The following is a 15,541-nucleotide window of genomic DNA, read 5'->3' on the forward strand; positions in this document are numbered from 1 at the left end:
CTGAACGGGCGATCAACGGAGGTTCGTCCGTTCTGCCTCTTGTTCGAAAGGAGATCCACGGTGCAGGGTTTCCGAATGGACAGACCGCTGGATGAGACGGACTGGCACATCCTCGACGAGCTGCAGCGCGACGGACGGCTCTCGTACAACCGGCTCGCGCAGATCGTCCACCTGTCACCGCCGGCCGTCGCCGAGCGCGTGCGCCGCCTGGAGGAGGCGGGGGTGATCACCGGCTACCAGGCGCGGATCGACGCCGCGCGGGCCGGCCTGCCGCTGACGACGTTCGTGCAGATGCGGTGCGCGCTCGGCCGGTGCCTGCTCAAGACGACGACGGCCGAGGACTTCCCCGAGGTCACCGAGGTGCACAAGCTCAGCGGGAGCTGGTGCTCGATGCTGCGGGTCCGCGTCGCGTCCATGCGGCATCTGGAAGGACTGCTCGAGCGTCTTGGCGAGCACGGCGAGATGAACACCCACGTCGTCCTGTCGACGCAGTACGAGGGGCGTCCCGTCGAGCCGCCGGCGGACGAGGCGCGCCCGGTGAGCCAGCCGACCGGATGGAACCGCTGAGCCCCCGGGCACCCTCAACGCGCCGCTGAGCCCACCCTTTGGCCGCCCGCCGGCCGACGTGACGCTCCCCACGAACCACAGGTGCGGCGGCGGCACCGATCGCCGCCGCCGGACCTGCCTCACCAGGCGGAGTCGACGGTGTCGCCCTTGCCCATGTCCTCAGGAAGCGGCACCGGGAACGACGTGCGGTGTCCCGTTCTCAGATCGACGCGAACGATCCGGTGGCCGCCGACGTAGAGCGCGAACCGTCCCGTGCCGTCGACGTACGCGGTCAGGCCGACACGGCCACGCTGAGGCCCGCGACGCTCAGCGGGCGAACAGCCGGGCGGCGTTGTCGTGGCAGACGGCGCGCAGCCAGTCGTCGCCGAGGTCGAGCCGCGTGAGCGCCGCGAGCTGGTGGGCGTAGGAGTACGGGATGTTCGGGAAGTCGGTGCCGAGCAGGATCCGGTCTCCCAGGTCGGCCAGCCGGGAGGTGAGTTCGGCGGGCCAGGGGTTCAGCTGCTCGGTGAAGTCGGTGAACGCCATGGTCGTGTCGAGACGCAGGTCCGGATGGCGTTCGGCGAGCGCGAGGAACTCCGCGTACTCCGGCAGGCCCATGTGCGCGACGATCGCGATCAGCCGGGGATGGCGGGCCAGGACCTCGGCGAAGGCGGCCGGGCCGGTGTGGCGGCCGGGTTCGGGGCCGTTGCCGCAGTGCACGACGACCGGGGTGCGCGACTCGGCCAGCAGCCCCCAGACGGGGTCCAGGAGTGGGTCGCGTGGGTCGTACCCGCCGACCTGGACGTGCGCCTTGAAGACCCTCGCCCCGGCGTCGATCGCCTCGGCGACGTACGCGCCGGCCTCCGGCTCGGCGAAGAACGTCGCGGTGTGCAGGCAGTCGGGCGTGCGCGCGGCGAAGTCGGCCGCCCAGCCGTTCAGCCAGACGGCCATCGCGGGCCGATGCGGGTAGAGCATCGCCGTGAACCGGCGCACGCCGAACTCCCGCAGCAGGCGCAGCCGCCGCTCCTCGTCGTAGCGGTACCGGACCTCCCACGGCAGGCCGGCCTCGGTGAAACGGTCGAAGTACGCCCAGACCTTGGCCAGGACGTTGTCCGGCATGAAGTGCGTGTGCACGTCGATGAGGCCGGGCAGCCCCAGCGACCGCCAGAACGCGGGGATGTCCGCGTCGTCGCCCGGCGGCCGTACGGTCCGGTGATCGGTTGGCGAAGCCATGACCCGCATGATTCCAGAACCGGATTCGGCCGCCCGGGTGCGGGTGCGGGTGCGGATCGGCGATGAGGCCGCCGTAAGGCTCGGGCACGGCACTTGACGACCTCAATGGCTAACCGTTATCTATAGGCCGGTGTCGGCGATCACGATCGAGGGACTCACCAAGCGGTACGGCGACCGGGCCGTCGTCGACGGGCTGGGCTTCACCGTGGAGCAGGGCTCGCTCGTCGGATTCCTCGGCCCGAACGGGGCGGGTAAGACGACGACCCTTCGCATGCTCCTCGGTCTCGTCAGGCCGACGTCCGGCCGCGCTCTGGTGTACGGCAGGCCGTACCGCGAGCTGGCCGATCCCGTCAGGGCGGTCGGCGCGGTGGTGGAGACGATGACCGCGCACCCCCGGCGTACGGCACGCCACCACCTGCGCATGCTCGGCATGCGCGTCGGTGTCGGCGCTCGCCGGGTCGACGCGGTTGTGGACCTCGTCGGCCTCACGGGCGCGGCCGACCGGCGCGCCGGGGGATTCTCGCTCGGGATGCGGCAGCGGTTGGCGCTGGCCGCGGCGCTGCTGGGCGACCCGGGGGTGCTCGTCCTGGACGAACCGGCCAACGGGCTCGACCCGGAGGGCATCCACTGGCTGCGCGGATTCCTCCGATCGCAGGCCGCCGAGGGACGTACGGTGCTGGTGTCCAGCCATCAGCTCGCGGAGGTCCAGCACACCGTCGACCAGGTGGTCATCGTCGCCGGAGGTCGCCTGGTCGCCGCCGGACCGCTCGATGACCTGCGGAGCCGGGCGTCCGGCCGGGTCCACGTGCGGTCCCCCGAGGCCGAGCGGCTCGCCGGACTGCTGGCCGCCGCCGGTGTCACGGTGCGGCCGGCCGGGCCCGGCCGGCTGGAGGCCCCGCCCGGATGGGCCGAGCACATCGGCCTGCTGTCCGCCGAACATCGGATTCCGCTGTTCGAACTGCGCGAGGACGCCCCAGACCTCGAAGAGGTCTTCTTCCGTCTCACCCGCACCGCCGAAGACCGGGAGCCGCGATGATCCGGCTGTTGCGGTCCGAGCTGTACGCCCTGCGGACGACACCGGGCCCGTGGCTGACGATGTCCGCCGTCGCCGCCCTCCACCTGTTCCTCGTGGCCGTGATCGGGACGCCCGGCGACCGGGGGGCGGCCTGGCACGGGCTCGGGCCGTCGGCCGGGGAGCTGACGGGATATCCGATGCTGCTCTTGGGCGTCGTGGCGGCCGCCCAGGACCATCGCTTCCGGACGATCGTCCCCGTCCTCCTGACCACGCCGGGACGGCGCCGTGTGCTGGCCGCCGAGGCCGCCGCCGTGGCGGTGGTCGCCGCGGCGGCGGCCTCGGCCGCGCAGACCCTCTGGCTGGCCGCCGCCGTCAGACGGCACGGCGGCGCCGCCATGCACACCGGCCGCCCCGGCGACCTCCTGCGGCTGTACGCGGTCACCGTCGCCGGGGTGGTCCTGCTGGGCCTGCTCGGCGTGGCACTCGGCGCGATCCTCCGCAACGCGGCGACGGCGTTCGTCATCGTCCCGATCGGCGTGATCGCCGAGGCGGTGGCGCCGCCGACGCGCTACCGCGGCCCCTTCACCAGCGGACTGGCGACCTTCGGCCCGCACCCCGGCTCCGGTGCGCTCCTCCTCGCCGGCTGGACGGTCGTCGCCCTGACGATCGCCGTCGTCACGGTGGCCCGTGATGTCACGGACTGATCCCGCAGAACGCCGCCCGCCGGCGCGGGCGGCGAGCCGTCAGCCCGGTGCAGCCGCAGCATGCCTTGCAGTTCCGGGCCGCTGGGGTGATGGCCCGCCGGCACCGGACCGGCGGTGTGCGCGCCGCGCCGGCCCATCTTCTCGCCGGACGGGCCGTGTCAGGGTCAACGGCTGCTCGAGCCGGAGGTGTCCGATTAAAGTGTTCCCGGACAAGAATCCGATTCGGTTATCGGAGGACGCGTGGACGCCCAGGACTTCGCAGACGTGCTCGACGCCGTACGGACCTTCGTCCGCGAGCGGGTGATCCCGCGCGAGGACGAGATCGAGACGACGGACCGCATCCCGGACGACCTCCGGCAGGCCGCCGCCGAGATGGGCCTGTTCGGGTACGCGCTGCCGGAGGCGTACGGCGGGCTCGGCCTGTCCATGAGCGAAGAGGTGCGCCTGGCCTTCGAACTCGGCTATGCCAGCCCGGCGTTCCGCTCGATGTTCGGTACCAGCAACGGCATCGCCGGCCAGGTCCTCGTCAAGGCGGGCACCGACGAGCAGCGCGACCACTGGCTGCCGAGGCTGGCCGCCGGCCGGGCCGTCGCGGCGTTCGCGCTGACCGAGGCCGAGGCGGGCTCCGACCCCAGCACCCTGACGACCAGGGCCGTACGTGATGAAGATCACTACGTGCTCGACGGGGCCAAGCGCTTCATCACCAACGCGCCCGAGGCGGACGTGTTCATGGTGTTCGCCCGGACCGGCGGTGAGGGGTCGCGGGGGATCTCCACGTTCATCGTCGAGGCGGGCACGCCCGGCCTCACCGTCGGCCCGTCCGACGAGAAGATGGGCCAGCGCGGCGCGCACACCGCCGAGGTGTACTTCGACGGCGTACGGATTCCCGCGACGGCGATGGTCGGCGAGGAGGGCACCGGCTACCGCACCGCGATGACGTCGCTCGCGCACGGCCGGGTTCACATCGCGGCGGTCTGCGTCGGCGTCGCGCAGCGCCTCCTCGACGAGACGGTCGCGTACGCCAAGGAACGGCGCCAGGGCGGGCGGCGGATCGGGGACTACCAGCTGATCCAGGGCCTGATCGCCGACTCCCAGGCGGAGCTGTACGCGGGCCGCTCGATGGTGCTGCGGGCGGCGGAGGCGTACGACGTGGGGGAGGACCGCAAGCTCGGCCCCTCCTGCGCGAAGTACTTCTGCTCGGAGATGGTCGGCCGCGTCGCCGACCGCGCCGTCCAGGTCTTCGGCGGCATGGGCTACATGCGCGGCGTCGCCGTCGAGCGGCTGTACCGCGACGTCCGGCTCTTCCGGATCTACGAGGGCACCAGCCAGATCCAGCAGGTCGTCATCGCCCGCGAACTGCTCCGCTGACCAGGCCCGCGGCCGCCACGAGGTTCGCCCCAAGGGGTGTCCGGTGCCGGACACCCCCAGGCACCCCCGAAAGGGCTCAGGGCGTCATGGCGGGGCAGCGGGTGCCTCGCGGCGGGACCTGCAGGTCGATGAGGTACCGGTTGACGGCGTCGGCGGCCGCGCCGGCGCGCCGTACGGTGGCGCGACGACGTTCGCGCCTGCCTTCGAGCAGCATGATCATCCCCTCCTGGACGGACGCCCGAAGGGACGTCCGGTGAGGCGTGAGGACCCGGCCGGGGCACCTTGCGGACGATGATCACGTTAGAGCCGTGATCGCCTCCTCGCCCGGGTTCTCAGGGCCGGACCAGGGGCACGTCAGGGGTGCCTCAGGGTCGACCAGAACGAGCGTCCGGATGCCTCCGCGTACGGGCCGGAGGGAGGCGGTGAACGCCCCCGGTACGGCGCCGGCACCGAGGCGCGGATGGCCCCGGCGAATCGATTTCGTGTCCGAGCCGCGCAGCGTGTATGGTTACGGAGCGCGGAAGGGCGCACGCCCCCTTAGCTCAGTCGGCAGAGCGTCTCCATGGTAAGGAGAAGGTCTACGGTTCGATTCCGTAAGGGGGCTCTTGCAGCCGATACCCCGGTCCGCCAACGTGGACCGGGTTTCGTCTGTTCGGGTGCATCCGGAGAGTCCGGTATTCTTTTCTCCGGTTGTCCCGACCCTCGCGGCGGAGTAGCTCAGTCAGGCAGAGCAAGCGGCTCATAATCGCTGTGTCGCCGGTTCAAGTCCGGCCTCCGCTACCACCTCACCGCCTCCCCTCTCGCAGGGGGGTTGGTGCAGGTCGTTGTCCAGTGTCCCTCACCAGAAAGGCACTCCATCGTGGCTGCCACCGACGTACGGCCAAAGATCACGCTGGCCTGCCAGGAGTGCAAGCACCGCAACTACATCACGCGGAAGAACCGGCGCAACGACCCGGACCGCCTGGAGCTGAAGAAGTACTGCCCGAACTGCCGTAAGCACCAGGCGCACCGCGAGACCCGCTGAGGCGGGAGCGGGCTCGCCGGTCGGCGTTCCCTGACGCTCACAGCCCGCCCCGGCATCGCTGCCGGGGCGGGCTGAACCACGTCTGTTAACGTCGCCTCATCGCCTCCCCTGGCGCGCACGTGGGTATTCCGGGAAGGGACGGATTGAATGGCGCTGAACCGCGATTTCATCGGGCGGGCCTTCCCGCCGTCGGAGCCGTACGAGGTCACCCGGCTGAAGATCAGGGAGTTCGCGGACGCCATCGGCGACCTGAACCCGATCTACCGTGACTCGGACGCGGCCAAGGCCGCCGGGCATCCCGACGTGATCGCGCCGCCGACCTTCCCGATCGTCATCTCGATCACCGGCGCCGGTCTGACCGACCCCGAGCTCGGCCTCAACTACTCGATGGTCGTCCACGGTGAGCAGCGGTTCGAGTACGTCCGCCCGCTGCACGCCGGTGACGTCGTCACCGCCGAGTCGACGATCGCCGGCATCCGCTCCATCGGCCGCAACGAGCGCCTCGACCTGCAGACGGTGATCAAGACGGTCGACGGCGAGCACGTCTGCACGGCCCACAACGTCATCATCGAGCGAGGTGCCTGAGATGACCGCCACCGTGAAGTACGACGAGGTCGAGGTGGGCCAGGAGCTCCCCGCGAAGACGTACAAGGTCGAGCGCCTCGACCTGATCAAGTACGCCGGCGCGTCCGGGGACTTCAACCCGATCCACTGGAACGAGCCGTTCGCCAAGTCCGTGGGCCTGCCCGACGTGATCGCGCACGGCATGTTCACGATGGCGCAGGGCGGCCGGTACGTCACCGACTGGGCCGGCGACCCTGGTGCGGTCGTCGACTACGGCGTCCGGTTCTCCTCCATGGTCGTGGTGCCCAATGACGGCGGCACCGAGATCGAGATCACCGGTGTGATCGAGGACAAGCGCGACGACAACACGGTCGTCGTCGCGCTGACCGCCCGCTCGCGCGGTGAGAAGGTCCTCACCCGCGCCAAGGCGACGGTCCGTCTCGCCTGATGGCGGTCCGCTGCGAGCAGGTCGACCTCGCGGGCTACACCACGCTGCGGCTCGGTGGGCCCGCGCGGTGCTTCGTCGAGGCCACGACCGACGACGAACTGACCGACACCGTCCGCCGCGCCGACCGGGAGGGCGAGCCGGTGCTCGTCCTCGGCGGCGGCAGCAACCTCGTCGTCGCCGACGCGGGCTTTCCCGGCACGGCGGTGCACATCGCCACCCGCGGCGTGTCCGTCGCCGTGTTTCACGCTGACCGCCGACGGAGCGACGGCCGCGTGCTCGTACGCGCCCGGGCGGGCGAGGAGTGGGACCCGTTCGTCGCCCGGTGCGTCGAGGAGGGCCTGTCCGGCGTCGAGTGCCTGTCGGGCATCCCCGGCCTGCTCGGCGCCACCCCGATCCAGAACGTCGGAGCGTACGGCCAGGACGTCAGCGAGACGATCGTCGGGGTCCGCGCGTACGACCGGGAGCGCGGCGAGGTCGTCGTCCTCGACCGCGACGCCTGTCGGTTCGGCTACCGCACCAGTGCCTTCAAGGGCGCCGACCGGCACGTCGTGCTGGAGGTGACCTTCGCTCTCGAACCGGCCGACCTCTCCGCTCCGGTCCGCTACGCCGAACTGGCCCGGACCCTCGGGGTCGAGCCCGGCGATCGGGTCCCGCTGCGGGACGCCCGCGACGCGGTGCTCGGCCTGCGCCGGGGGAAGGGCATGGTCCTCGACCCCGCCGATCCCGACACGCGCAGCGCCGGGTCGTTCTTCACCAACCCGATCCTCGACCCGGACCAGCTCACCGACCTGGAGAAGCGCGTCGGCGACCGGCTCGGCCCGGGCGCCGTGTTCCCGCGCTACCCGGAGCCGGACGGCCGCACGAAGACCTCGGCGGCCTGGCTGATCGACAAGGCGGGCTTCACCAAGGGGTACGGCCGGGGCCCGGTCCGGATCTCGACCAAGCACACCCTCGCGCTGACCAACGCCGACGGCGGGCGTACCGACGACCTCCTAGCCCTGGCCCGCGAGGTCCGCGACGGCGTCCGCGAGGCCTTCGGCGTCACGCTCGTCAACGAACCGGTCTTCGTCGGCATCCGCCTCTGACGTCCGGACGTCGGCCACGGACACCCGCGTCTTCGGCCGAGTCGTACACCCGCTCGCTCCTTGACGTCGCGGCGTCACGGCACCATCGACCTGCCGGATTATTACGAGCCGGCGGTGAGTGGCGCGGTGATCGTGAAGACGGTGGGGCCGCCGGGCGGACTGGAGACGTCCAGGTCGGCATCGACGGCCAAGTTCCCCGCGTTGGCCCGTGGCGTGATCGAACAGCATCGCGCCACGGGCCAGGCCGGGCGCCAGCGCGCTCGGCGCGTAGCACGGGCCAGTTGGGCCGCGGCCGGTGATCTGATTGAGGGCGTGTTCGTAATGACGCCAGCCTCGTCGGGCACCGGCCTGGCCGCGAAAAGGCTAAATCCCCTGTGTGCCGGGGGTACTGCTACCGTTCCTCAACACTGAGCACGAGTGGATCCCGCGCAGCGGCACGCCCCGAACGGTCTTGGGCGCGCTGGTCCCCCGCTTTCAATCCCGGACGGCGACGCACGTCCCGCGTGCGGTCCACTCTCAGGACGGCGGGTTCCCTCACGACCCGGCTACACTGGCGCGGCCAACGGCGCACGAAGAGGCCCGAACCATCTCTCTGGTGGAACAGGGGCCCCGCACACCGGCACCACGTCGCGCATCCAAGTCAGTAACGGAGCGTAGACGTGTGGTAACAGAAATGTCAATGCGTGGGCCGCGCACATCTGGACGGGCTCATTCTTTCGTACCGCGTTGACGAACTCGCCGATGTCGGAGACCGGTCCTTGAGCAGGTAGCCGATACCACCCCCCGGCCATCGGCAAGCAGTTCCTGCGGGTAGAGCCGTTCCACTTACTGCGAAAGCACCAGAACCGCGACGGACGCCTTACGCTCGCCCGGTCAGGGGAGTAGGACGTACAGGAAATCGTCGCTGCGGGTGCCGTCCGGGCCGTCCAGCCGGGACCGATGCACTGCCTCGCGGACGAAACCGGCCTTCTCCAGCACCCGCTGCGACGCCGTGTTGTCCGGAGCGGTTCCGGCCGCGAGCCGCTGGACGCCGATCTCGAACGCCCACGCGCTGAGCAGTCGTACGGCGCGCGGCACGATGCCCTGGCCGCGGAACGCCGGCAGCAGGCTGTAGCCCATCATCGCCGACCGGCTCCAGGCCTCGTAGTACAGACCGATGTCGCCGGCGAACTCGTCGTTCACCCGGATCGTCAGGTCCGCGCGGTTGCCCGCCAGCCACTCGCTCGCGGCGTGCTCGAGGCGCCGCGCCACCTCGGCGCGCGTCCGCACGTGCTTGACGGTCGCCCGGGCACGCACGTCCGGCAGGTTCATCAGCGCGAGCAGGTCGTCCACGTCGGCGGGGCCCTGCGGGCGCAGGCTCACCTCGCCGTCACGCAGTTCGCCGCCCCGCAGGTCGGGGAACGGCCGCGGCGCCGGGCCGGGCGGGTCGCCGGGCAGCCAGGCCCAGACGACGTCGTCCGGTCGGCCGCCGCCAGGTCCGCTGTTCCGGCGTACGGCCTCGCGGGTGAACCCGGCGTTCAGCGCGACGCGCTGGGAGACCGCGTCGGCCACATCGGTGACCATCTCCAGCCGCCCGTCCGCCTGCTCGGTCATGGTCCGCACGGCTTTGCTCGCGACCCCTCGCCGCCGCTCTTCGGGTATCACCCAGATGCTCAGCTCGCGGACCCCGGGGCGGGCCTCGATGAGGCTCAGCCCGCCGACCAGCCGGTCACCGTCGAGGACGGCGTGCGTGACGGGGAGGTAAGGCGTCAGTCTGGCGGCCTCTTCGACGGTCGCGGTACGGATGATCACGTGTCCGATCATTCCACTTCGTCCGTCGGCGTGCGGCTGGTTCCGGGGGCGTTCTCCGCCGTGCGCGGACGCTGCCGTGACGGCGGGCTCCAGGTCGCGCGGACGCAGCCGTGAAGGTGGTTCCGGGGGCGTTCTCACTCGCGCGGGGGCGCCGCCGGGAGGGCGGCTCCGGGCGGTGTGCCGAGCCAGGCGTCGATGCCGTCGAGGAGTCGTTTCTGCGTCTCCGGAGGGGCCGCGGAACCCCGGATCGAACACCGCGCCAGCTCGGCCAGCTCCTCGTCGGTGAACCCGTGGTCCCGGCGCGCCAGCTCGTACTGGCGGGTCAGCCGCGACCCGAACAGCAGCGGGTCGTCGGCGCCCAGCGCGATCGACACACCGCCCTCGAAGAGGCGGCGGAGAGGAACGTCTTCCGGCGTCGCGTAGACGCCGAGACCGACGTTCGAGGACGGGCAGACCTCGAGGGTGACGCCGCGGGCGGCGACGGTGTCCATGAGGGCCGGATCCTCGACGACGCGCACGCCGTGCCCGATCCGGTCGGCCCGCAGCGCGTCGACGCAGGCCCGTACGCTCGCGGGACCGAGCAGTTCCCCGCCGTGCGGTACGGACAGCAGGCCGGCCCGCTTGGCGATAGCGAAGGCCCGGTCGAAGTCGTACGCCCGGCCGCGCCGCTCGTCGTTGGACAGCCCGAACCCGACGACCCCCCCTCCGGCGTACTGGGCGGCCAGCCGCGCCAGCGTCCGCGCGTCGAGGGGGTGCCGCGTGCGGTTGGCCGCGATGACGACGCCGATGCCGACCCCGGTGGCCTCGGAGGCATCCCGGGTGGCGTCCATAACGAGGTCGGTGAAGGCCGTCAGCCCGCCGAAGCGGCTCCCGTACCCGCTCGGGTCGACCTGGATCTCCAGCCACCCGGAGCCCTCCGCGGCCTCGTCCTCGGCCGCCTCGCGCAGCAGCCGCCGTACGTCCTCCTCGTCGCGCAGCACCGACCGGGCGATGTCGTACAGGCGCTGGAAGCGGAACCAGCCGCGCTCGTCCGTCGCGCGCAGGCGGGGAGGCCACTCCTCGACGAGGGCGTCGGGCAGGTGCACGCGGTGCTTGCGGGCGAGCTCGACGAGCGTGGTGTGCCGCATCGAACCGGTGAAGTGAACGTGCAGATGGGCCTTGGGCAGGGTTGCGATCGGACGGGCCTCCATGCACCGATCTTGCCGTATGCGCTGCTCGAGCCTGCGGCGACCTCCCCTCGAAGAGCGCCCGTGAGGATTCCCGAAAAAAACTTTGAGAAGCCGTGCAACCCGGTCTGGGACCCACGCGTATATGAGGGGCGCGAGAGTCAAACCGCGCTGAAAGGGATAGATGTGATCAACCTCAAGCTTGCTCTGCTGGCCACCGGTGCCGTTGGCGCCATCACCGCCGGCGGGGTCGCCTACGCCACCGTCTCGAGCAACTCCCCGGCGCCCTCGGTCAAGCCGGTCGCGGACGGCGCGAAGAACGCCGTCAGGCAGGCCACCGGCGGCGTCCCGACCGGGGTGCCGACCTGCGTGAGCGTCCCCACGGACAAGCTCCCCAAGGGCAAGCTGCCGAAGGGCGAGCTGCCCAAGGACAAGCTCCCGAAGGGCGAGCTGCCCAAGCCGGGGCTGCCGACGGACAAGCTCCCCACGGACAAGCTCCCCAAGGGCGAGCTGCCCAAGCCGGGGCTGCCGACGGACAAGCTCCCCAAGGACAAGCTCCCGAAGGCGGAGCTGCCGAAGACCGGCGCGACGCCGGACGTGCCGGTGAAGGTGCCCACCGACAAGAAGGTCCCGACCAACCTGCCGACCTGCCTCCCCTCCGCGGGCCAGCCCTCCGCTGCCTCCGTGCCCAGCACCGTCCCGACCGCGAAGCCGGGCCTGCCGAAGGCGAACGTGCCTGACGTGACGGCCCCGGACTGCTCCTCCGTCCCGCCGGTCATCAAGGTGGAGAACAACAAGGCCAAGGACGTCACGCTGCCCAACGGCATGCACCTCGCCGCCTCCCACAGCCACGCGATCACCCTCCAGAGCGGTAAGGTCTGCACGGTCGTGCAGAAGTTCACCGCCACGGGCGGTAACTTCCTGAACGTCGAGCGGCTGAACACCCCGCCGCAGACCACGGTCAAGGAGCTGGCCGCGGAGCTGAAGCTGCCGGAGGGCGGCGGCCTCGCCTCCGTCGCGGGCGCCCAGACGTGGGAGAGCCCGGCGGGCACCGGCGTGCTGTGGATCACCGACCAGGGCTACGCGGTCTACCTGACCGGCAGCCCCGCGCTCGCGACCCAGCTCCCGGCGATCGCCACGCAGCTGAACCAGCTTCACTGAGGCTCGGCGCGGGTGGCCCTGCGCGGTGGGCCACCCGCGACCGATCGACATAAATAGAGGGCGTACGACGGACGGAGTGCCTTGGCGCGTCGAGACGACGAGTCATTCGTCGAGTTCGTGGCGGAGCGCGGTACTGCGCTGCTTCGAACCGCCCAGCTGCTGTGCGGGGGGCGGACGGATGCGGAGGATCTGCTGCAGACGGCCCTGGAGAAGGCGTATCGGCACTGGGGTCGGATGAAGCCCGGCAGCAATCCGGAGCCGTACGTCCGCAAGATCTTGGTCAACCTGTCCGTCAGCCGGGCCCGACGCTGGCGAATTCTCCGCGAGGTCCAGATGGCGGCCCCGCCGGAGACGCCGACGGCCTCCGAGGCGGGCACCGTCGAACTGCGCGGCGTGCTCATGGAGGAGCTGAAGAAGCTCGGGCCACGTCAGCGGGCGGTGCTGGTCCTCCGCTACTGGGAGGACATGTCGGAGGCGGAGACGGCCGCCATGCTCGGCTGTTCGGTCGGCACCGTCAAGAGTCAGGCCGCGCGGGGCCTCGCCCGCCTCCGCGAACGAATGGGACAGTCCGCACAGGCGGCGGCGTCGAGGGGGTGAACCATGGATCTGGAGAACGAACTCCGGCAGGCCATGGCGGAGCATGTCACGGGGGTGTCGGCGTCCGGCACGCTGGCGCATGACGCACAGCGCCGCCATCAGCGGACGGTCCGGCGGCGAACGACCATCGCGGTCGCTGCGGCCGGGGTGGTGGCCGCGATCGCGGTCATCCCGACCTATCAGGCGATCCACCCGCAGACCGTCAGCAATACCGGTCCGGAGGGCGGGCACAAGAAGAACGGCGGCGGGATGAACGCCACCCAGGCCACCCCATCGCCGTCCGTGTCGCCGAACATCAGGTCGGCGGCGCCGTCCGCGAGCGCGTCCGCTCCGGGGCACTCGAGCGCACGGCCGTCACGGCATCCGAGCGGCGGGACGCACGTCGACGTTCCCGGGGCCGCCAAGGCACTGCTCGGCTACCTGCCCGTGGGCATCGACCCGACCGAGAGCTGCGATGGCACGAAGACCGGCGGGCGCAAGATCACGACCTGCCGTTGGACCGGCCCGGCCGGCTGGATCGAGGTGCGGCTCGTGCGCGACGCCACGCTGCGGAAACCGGGGGACATGGGGTTCGCCCCGCCCACCGCGGAACACGCCGAGGTGAACGGCCACGCCGCGCTGCGCGCCGCCGGTGCCTTCGGCCAGGTCATGTGGATCGAGCGCAGCGGTCTCGGTGTCTACGTCGGGGTCAGCCCCACGCTCGGCGCCCAGCTGATGCAGGTGGCCGACGGCGTCCGGGCCGACTGACCCGCGCGAGCGCGGCCTGCGCGCGGCCGAGAGTCGACTGCGCCCGCCCGGAGTCGACTCCCGGTCGCATCCGGTCCTGAGGGTCAGGTGGATCTCCGTCCGGTTACGCGGCGATCCGCCCGAGACCTTCAGCAGGCGCAGGCCGAACCGGAGACGCCCCGCGAGCACCGTGGCGCTCGCGGGGCGTCGTCATGTCCGTCACCCGGACCAGGAGCGACGTGGGAGACCGGTCGCCGGCCCGGACGTGATCACGCCACGGGCCGACGCGGGATCCGGCCGCCGTCGCCGTACGGGACGGGTCAGTGGGCCTCGGCCAGCAGCTTGGCGACCCGGCCGACGCCCTCGGCGAGGTCCTCGTCGCCCAGCGCGTAGGACAGGCGGAAGTAGCCCGGAGTGCCGAACGCCTCGCCGGGCACGAGCGCGACCTCGGCCTCCTCGAGGATCAGCGCGGCCAGCTCGACGGAGGTCTGCGGGCGCTTGCCGCGAAGCTCCTTGCCGAGCAGCTCCTTGACCGACGGGTAGGCGTAGAACGCGCCCTTCGGCTCGGGGCAGACGACGCCGGGTATGTCGTTGAGCAGCCGCACGATGGTCTGGCGGCGACGGTCGAACGCCTTGCGCATCTCCGCCACGGCCGTCAGGTCGCCGCTCACCGCGGCGAGGGCCGCGGCCTGTGAGACGTTCGCCACGTTCGACGTCGCGTGCGACTGGAGGTTGGTCGCGGCCTTGACGACGTCCTTCGGGCCGATCATCCAGCCCACGCGCCAGCCCGTCATCGCGTACGTCTTGGCGACCCCGTTGAGCACCAGGGTGCGGTCGGCCAGCTCCGGGACGACCACCGGAATCGAGGAGAACTCCGCGTCCCCGTAGACGAGGTGCTCGTAGATCTCGTCCGTGATCACCCACAGGCCGTGCTCGGCGGCCCAGCGGCCGATCTCGGCGACCTGCTCGCGCGTGTAGACGGCGCCGGTGGGGTTGGACGGGGAGACGAACAGCAGCACCTTCGTACGGTCGGTGCGGGCCCGCTCGAGCTGGTCGACGCTCACGAGGTAGCCGGTGGTCTCGTCGGCGACCACGTCGACCGGCACACCGCCCGCCAGCTTGATCGACTCCGGGTAGGTCGTCCAGTACGGCGTGGGTACGATGACCTCGTCGCCCGGGTCGAGCAGCGCGGCGAACGCCTCGTACACCGCCTGCTTGCCGCCGTTGGTGATGAGCACCTGCGACGCCTCGACCTCGTAGCCGGAGTCGCGCTTGGTCTTCTCCGCGACCGCCGCCTTCAGCTCGGGCAGCCCCCCGGCCGGCGTGTACTTGTGGAACCGGGGGTTACGGCACGCCTCGACGGCGGCCTCGACGATGTAGTCCGGAGTCGGGAAGTCGGGCTCGCCCGCGCCGAATCCGATCACCGGACGCCCCGCGGCCTTCAGCGCCTTGGCCTTGGCGTCGACGGCGAGCGTCGCGGACTCGGAGATCGCGGCGATCCGAGCGGAGATTCGAGTGCTCATGGTCCCTATCGTCGCAGACATCGTGGCAGCTCTCAGCCCCATATCGGGGTATGGAAACGCGGCGCGAAGGGCGCGATCGGCGTTTGGTTCGACGCGAGGGCGGTTTGAGACGTAGACTGCGTGACCTAGTGGCGTCCCGCATGGTTCTCGCGTGCCATCGGGTCCACTGTGAAGGGCAGTAGCTCAATTGGCCAGAGTCCCGGTCTCCAAAACCGGTGGTTGGGGGTTCGAGTCCCTCCTGCCCTGCGGAATACGGTTCGTGCACGGCGCACGTGCGCGGGCGTCCTGAACGCACGCCCACACCGGAAGTTCGCGACACAACCGACGAGGGGATGCGTCGACAGCAATGGCGACCGAGATGAGCGGCGAGACCGCGATCAAGGACAAGGGGAAGTCCGTCAAGAAGCGGACCTCGCCTCTCCTGTTCTACCGCCAGGTGGTCGCCGAGCTCCGCAAGGTGATCTGGCCTACGCGAAACGAGCTCGTAACGTACACGACCGTGTCGCTGATCTTCGTGATCATCGTCGTGGCGATCGTGTTCGGTCTCGACAACGCGTTCTCCTGGGTTGTGCTGAAGCTCTTCGGCTGAT

Annotated in this window: 17 protein-coding genes and 3 tRNA genes; 15 read left to right on the forward strand and 5 right to left on the reverse strand. The window is 71.1% G+C overall.

Going from position 1 to position 15,541, the window contains the following annotated elements; all coding sequences use genetic code 11:
• The first annotated feature begins 75 nt into the window (after positions 1 to 75).
• Positions 76 to 567, forward strand: coding sequence for an Lrp/AsnC family transcriptional regulator (locus tag AB0I04_RS34640; protein WP_360894289.1), 492 nt, complete (start codon positions 76 to 78; stop codon positions 565 to 567).
• A gap of 306 nt (positions 568 to 873) precedes the next feature.
• Here the strand turns inward: AB0I04_RS34640 and AB0I04_RS34645 are convergent, their stop codons facing one another.
• A complete protein-coding gene (locus tag AB0I04_RS34645) occupies positions 874 to 1,779 on the reverse strand; it encodes an amidohydrolase family protein (RefSeq protein ID WP_360894292.1) in 906 nt (301 codons plus the stop codon).
• A gap of 130 nt (positions 1,780 to 1,909) precedes the next feature.
• Here AB0I04_RS34645 and AB0I04_RS34650 point away from each other — a divergent pair, with 130 nt between their 5' ends.
• The 3 genes from AB0I04_RS34650 to AB0I04_RS34660 all read left to right on the forward strand — a co-directional run bounded on the left by AB0I04_RS34650 (position 1,910) and on the right by AB0I04_RS34660 (position 4,866).
• Positions 1,910 to 2,815 carry an ATP-binding cassette domain-containing protein gene (locus tag AB0I04_RS34650; protein ID WP_360894295.1) on the forward strand — a complete coding sequence of 302 codons (906 nt, stop codon included), beginning with the start codon at positions 1,910 to 1,912 and terminating at the stop codon, positions 2,813 to 2,815.
• The gene (locus AB0I04_RS34655; protein WP_360894298.1) at positions 2,812 to 3,498 is read left to right on the forward strand and encodes a hypothetical protein; all 687 of its coding nucleotides are present in this window, start codon (positions 2,812 to 2,814) and stop codon (positions 3,496 to 3,498) included. The genes AB0I04_RS34650 and AB0I04_RS34655 overlap by 4 nt, the downstream gene beginning before the upstream one ends.
• Before the next feature lie 240 nt (positions 3,499 to 3,738).
• Entirely contained in the window at positions 3,739 to 4,866 is a 1,128-nt protein-coding gene (locus AB0I04_RS34660; protein WP_360894301.1) for an acyl-CoA dehydrogenase family protein, read from the forward strand.
• A gap of 76 nt (positions 4,867 to 4,942) precedes the next feature.
• Here AB0I04_RS34660 and AB0I04_RS34665 read toward each other — a convergent pair whose 3' ends face one another.
• Positions 4,943 to 5,086 carry a hypothetical protein gene (locus tag AB0I04_RS34665; RefSeq protein WP_360894305.1) on the reverse strand — a complete coding sequence of 48 codons (144 nt, stop codon included), beginning with the start codon at positions 5,084 to 5,086 and terminating at the stop codon, positions 4,943 to 4,945.
• Between the two features lie 311 nt (positions 5,087 to 5,397).
• Here AB0I04_RS34665 and AB0I04_RS34670 point away from each other — a divergent pair.
• The 6 genes from AB0I04_RS34670 (at position 5,398) to AB0I04_RS34695 (ending at position 7,987) form a co-directional block, all read left to right on the forward strand.
• Positions 5,398 to 5,470, forward strand: a tRNA-Thr gene (locus tag AB0I04_RS34670).
• Positions 5,471 to 5,572: 102 nt separating this feature from the next.
• Positions 5,573 to 5,649 (forward strand) — tRNA-Met (locus tag AB0I04_RS34675).
• Positions 5,650 to 5,722: 73 nt separating this feature from the next.
• On the forward strand, positions 5,723 to 5,890 hold the full coding sequence (gene rpmG / locus AB0I04_RS34680; protein ID WP_360894534.1) for a 50S ribosomal protein L33: 168 nt from the start codon (positions 5,723 to 5,725) through the stop codon (positions 5,888 to 5,890).
• Positions 5,891 to 6,037: 147 nt separating this feature from the next.
• The gene (locus AB0I04_RS34685; RefSeq protein ID WP_360894308.1) at positions 6,038 to 6,475 is read left to right on the forward strand and encodes a MaoC family dehydratase N-terminal domain-containing protein; all 438 of its coding nucleotides are present in this window, start codon (positions 6,038 to 6,040) and stop codon (positions 6,473 to 6,475) included.
• 1 nt (position 6,476) lies between these two features.
• Positions 6,477 to 6,902: a MaoC family dehydratase gene (locus AB0I04_RS34690; protein WP_360894310.1), complete on the forward strand. Its 426-nt coding sequence runs from the start codon at positions 6,477 to 6,479 to the stop codon at positions 6,900 to 6,902.
• Positions 6,902 to 7,987: a UDP-N-acetylmuramate dehydrogenase gene (locus tag AB0I04_RS34695; protein WP_360894313.1), complete on the forward strand. Its 1,086-nt coding sequence runs from the start codon at positions 6,902 to 6,904 to the stop codon at positions 7,985 to 7,987. Before AB0I04_RS34690 ends, AB0I04_RS34695 begins: the two co-directional genes overlap by 1 nt.
• Positions 7,988 to 8,860: 873 nt before the next feature.
• On the opposite strand, the gene AB0I04_RS34700 is transcribed toward AB0I04_RS34695, so the two are convergent.
• Together AB0I04_RS34700 and AB0I04_RS34705 are read right to left on the reverse strand one after the other, a co-directional pair.
• A complete protein-coding gene (locus AB0I04_RS34700; RefSeq protein ID WP_360894315.1) occupies positions 8,861 to 9,778 on the reverse strand; it encodes a GNAT family N-acetyltransferase in 918 nt (305 codons plus the stop codon).
• 134 nt (positions 9,779 to 9,912) lie between these two features.
• Positions 9,913 to 10,968: an adenosine deaminase gene (locus AB0I04_RS34705; RefSeq protein ID WP_360894317.1), complete on the reverse strand. Its 1,056-nt coding sequence runs from the start codon at positions 10,966 to 10,968 to the stop codon at positions 9,913 to 9,915.
• A gap of 162 nt (positions 10,969 to 11,130) precedes the next feature.
• Between AB0I04_RS34705 and AB0I04_RS34710 the strand changes: the two genes are divergently transcribed.
• The 3 genes from AB0I04_RS34710 (at position 11,131) to AB0I04_RS34720 (ending at position 13,449) form a co-directional block, all read left to right on the forward strand.
• Positions 11,131 to 12,105 (forward strand): hypothetical protein, encoded by a 975-nt coding sequence (locus AB0I04_RS34710; protein ID WP_360894320.1) that lies wholly within the window; start codon positions 11,131 to 11,133, stop codon positions 12,103 to 12,105.
• A gap of 81 nt (positions 12,106 to 12,186) precedes the next feature.
• Positions 12,187 to 12,702, forward strand: coding sequence for a SigE family RNA polymerase sigma factor (locus AB0I04_RS34715; protein ID WP_360894323.1), 516 nt, complete (start codon positions 12,187 to 12,189; stop codon positions 12,700 to 12,702).
• Between the two features lie 3 nt (positions 12,703 to 12,705).
• On the forward strand, positions 12,706 to 13,449 hold the full coding sequence (locus AB0I04_RS34720; protein WP_360894326.1) for a hypothetical protein: 744 nt from the start codon (positions 12,706 to 12,708) through the stop codon (positions 13,447 to 13,449).
• A 299-nt stretch (positions 13,450 to 13,748) separates the two neighbouring features.
• On the opposite strand, the gene AB0I04_RS34725 is transcribed toward AB0I04_RS34720, so the two are convergent.
• On the reverse strand, positions 13,749 to 14,951 hold the full coding sequence (locus AB0I04_RS34725; RefSeq protein ID WP_360894328.1) for a pyridoxal phosphate-dependent aminotransferase: 1,203 nt from the start codon (positions 14,949 to 14,951) through the stop codon (positions 13,749 to 13,751).
• Positions 14,952 to 15,123: 172 nt separating this feature from the next.
• Between AB0I04_RS34725 and AB0I04_RS34730 the strand changes: the two genes are divergently transcribed.
• Positions 15,124 to 15,197 (forward strand) — tRNA-Trp (locus tag AB0I04_RS34730).
• Between the two features lie 112 nt (positions 15,198 to 15,309).
• A complete protein-coding gene (gene secE / locus AB0I04_RS34735; RefSeq protein ID WP_360894331.1) occupies positions 15,310 to 15,540 on the forward strand; it encodes a preprotein translocase subunit SecE in 231 nt (76 codons plus the stop codon).
• The last annotated feature ends 1 nt before the right edge of the window (position 15,541 follow it).

This window comes from Actinoallomurus sp. NPDC050550, from assembly GCF_040655075.1.
GTDB lineage: Bacteria > Actinomycetota > Actinomycetes > Streptosporangiales > Streptosporangiaceae > Actinoallomurus.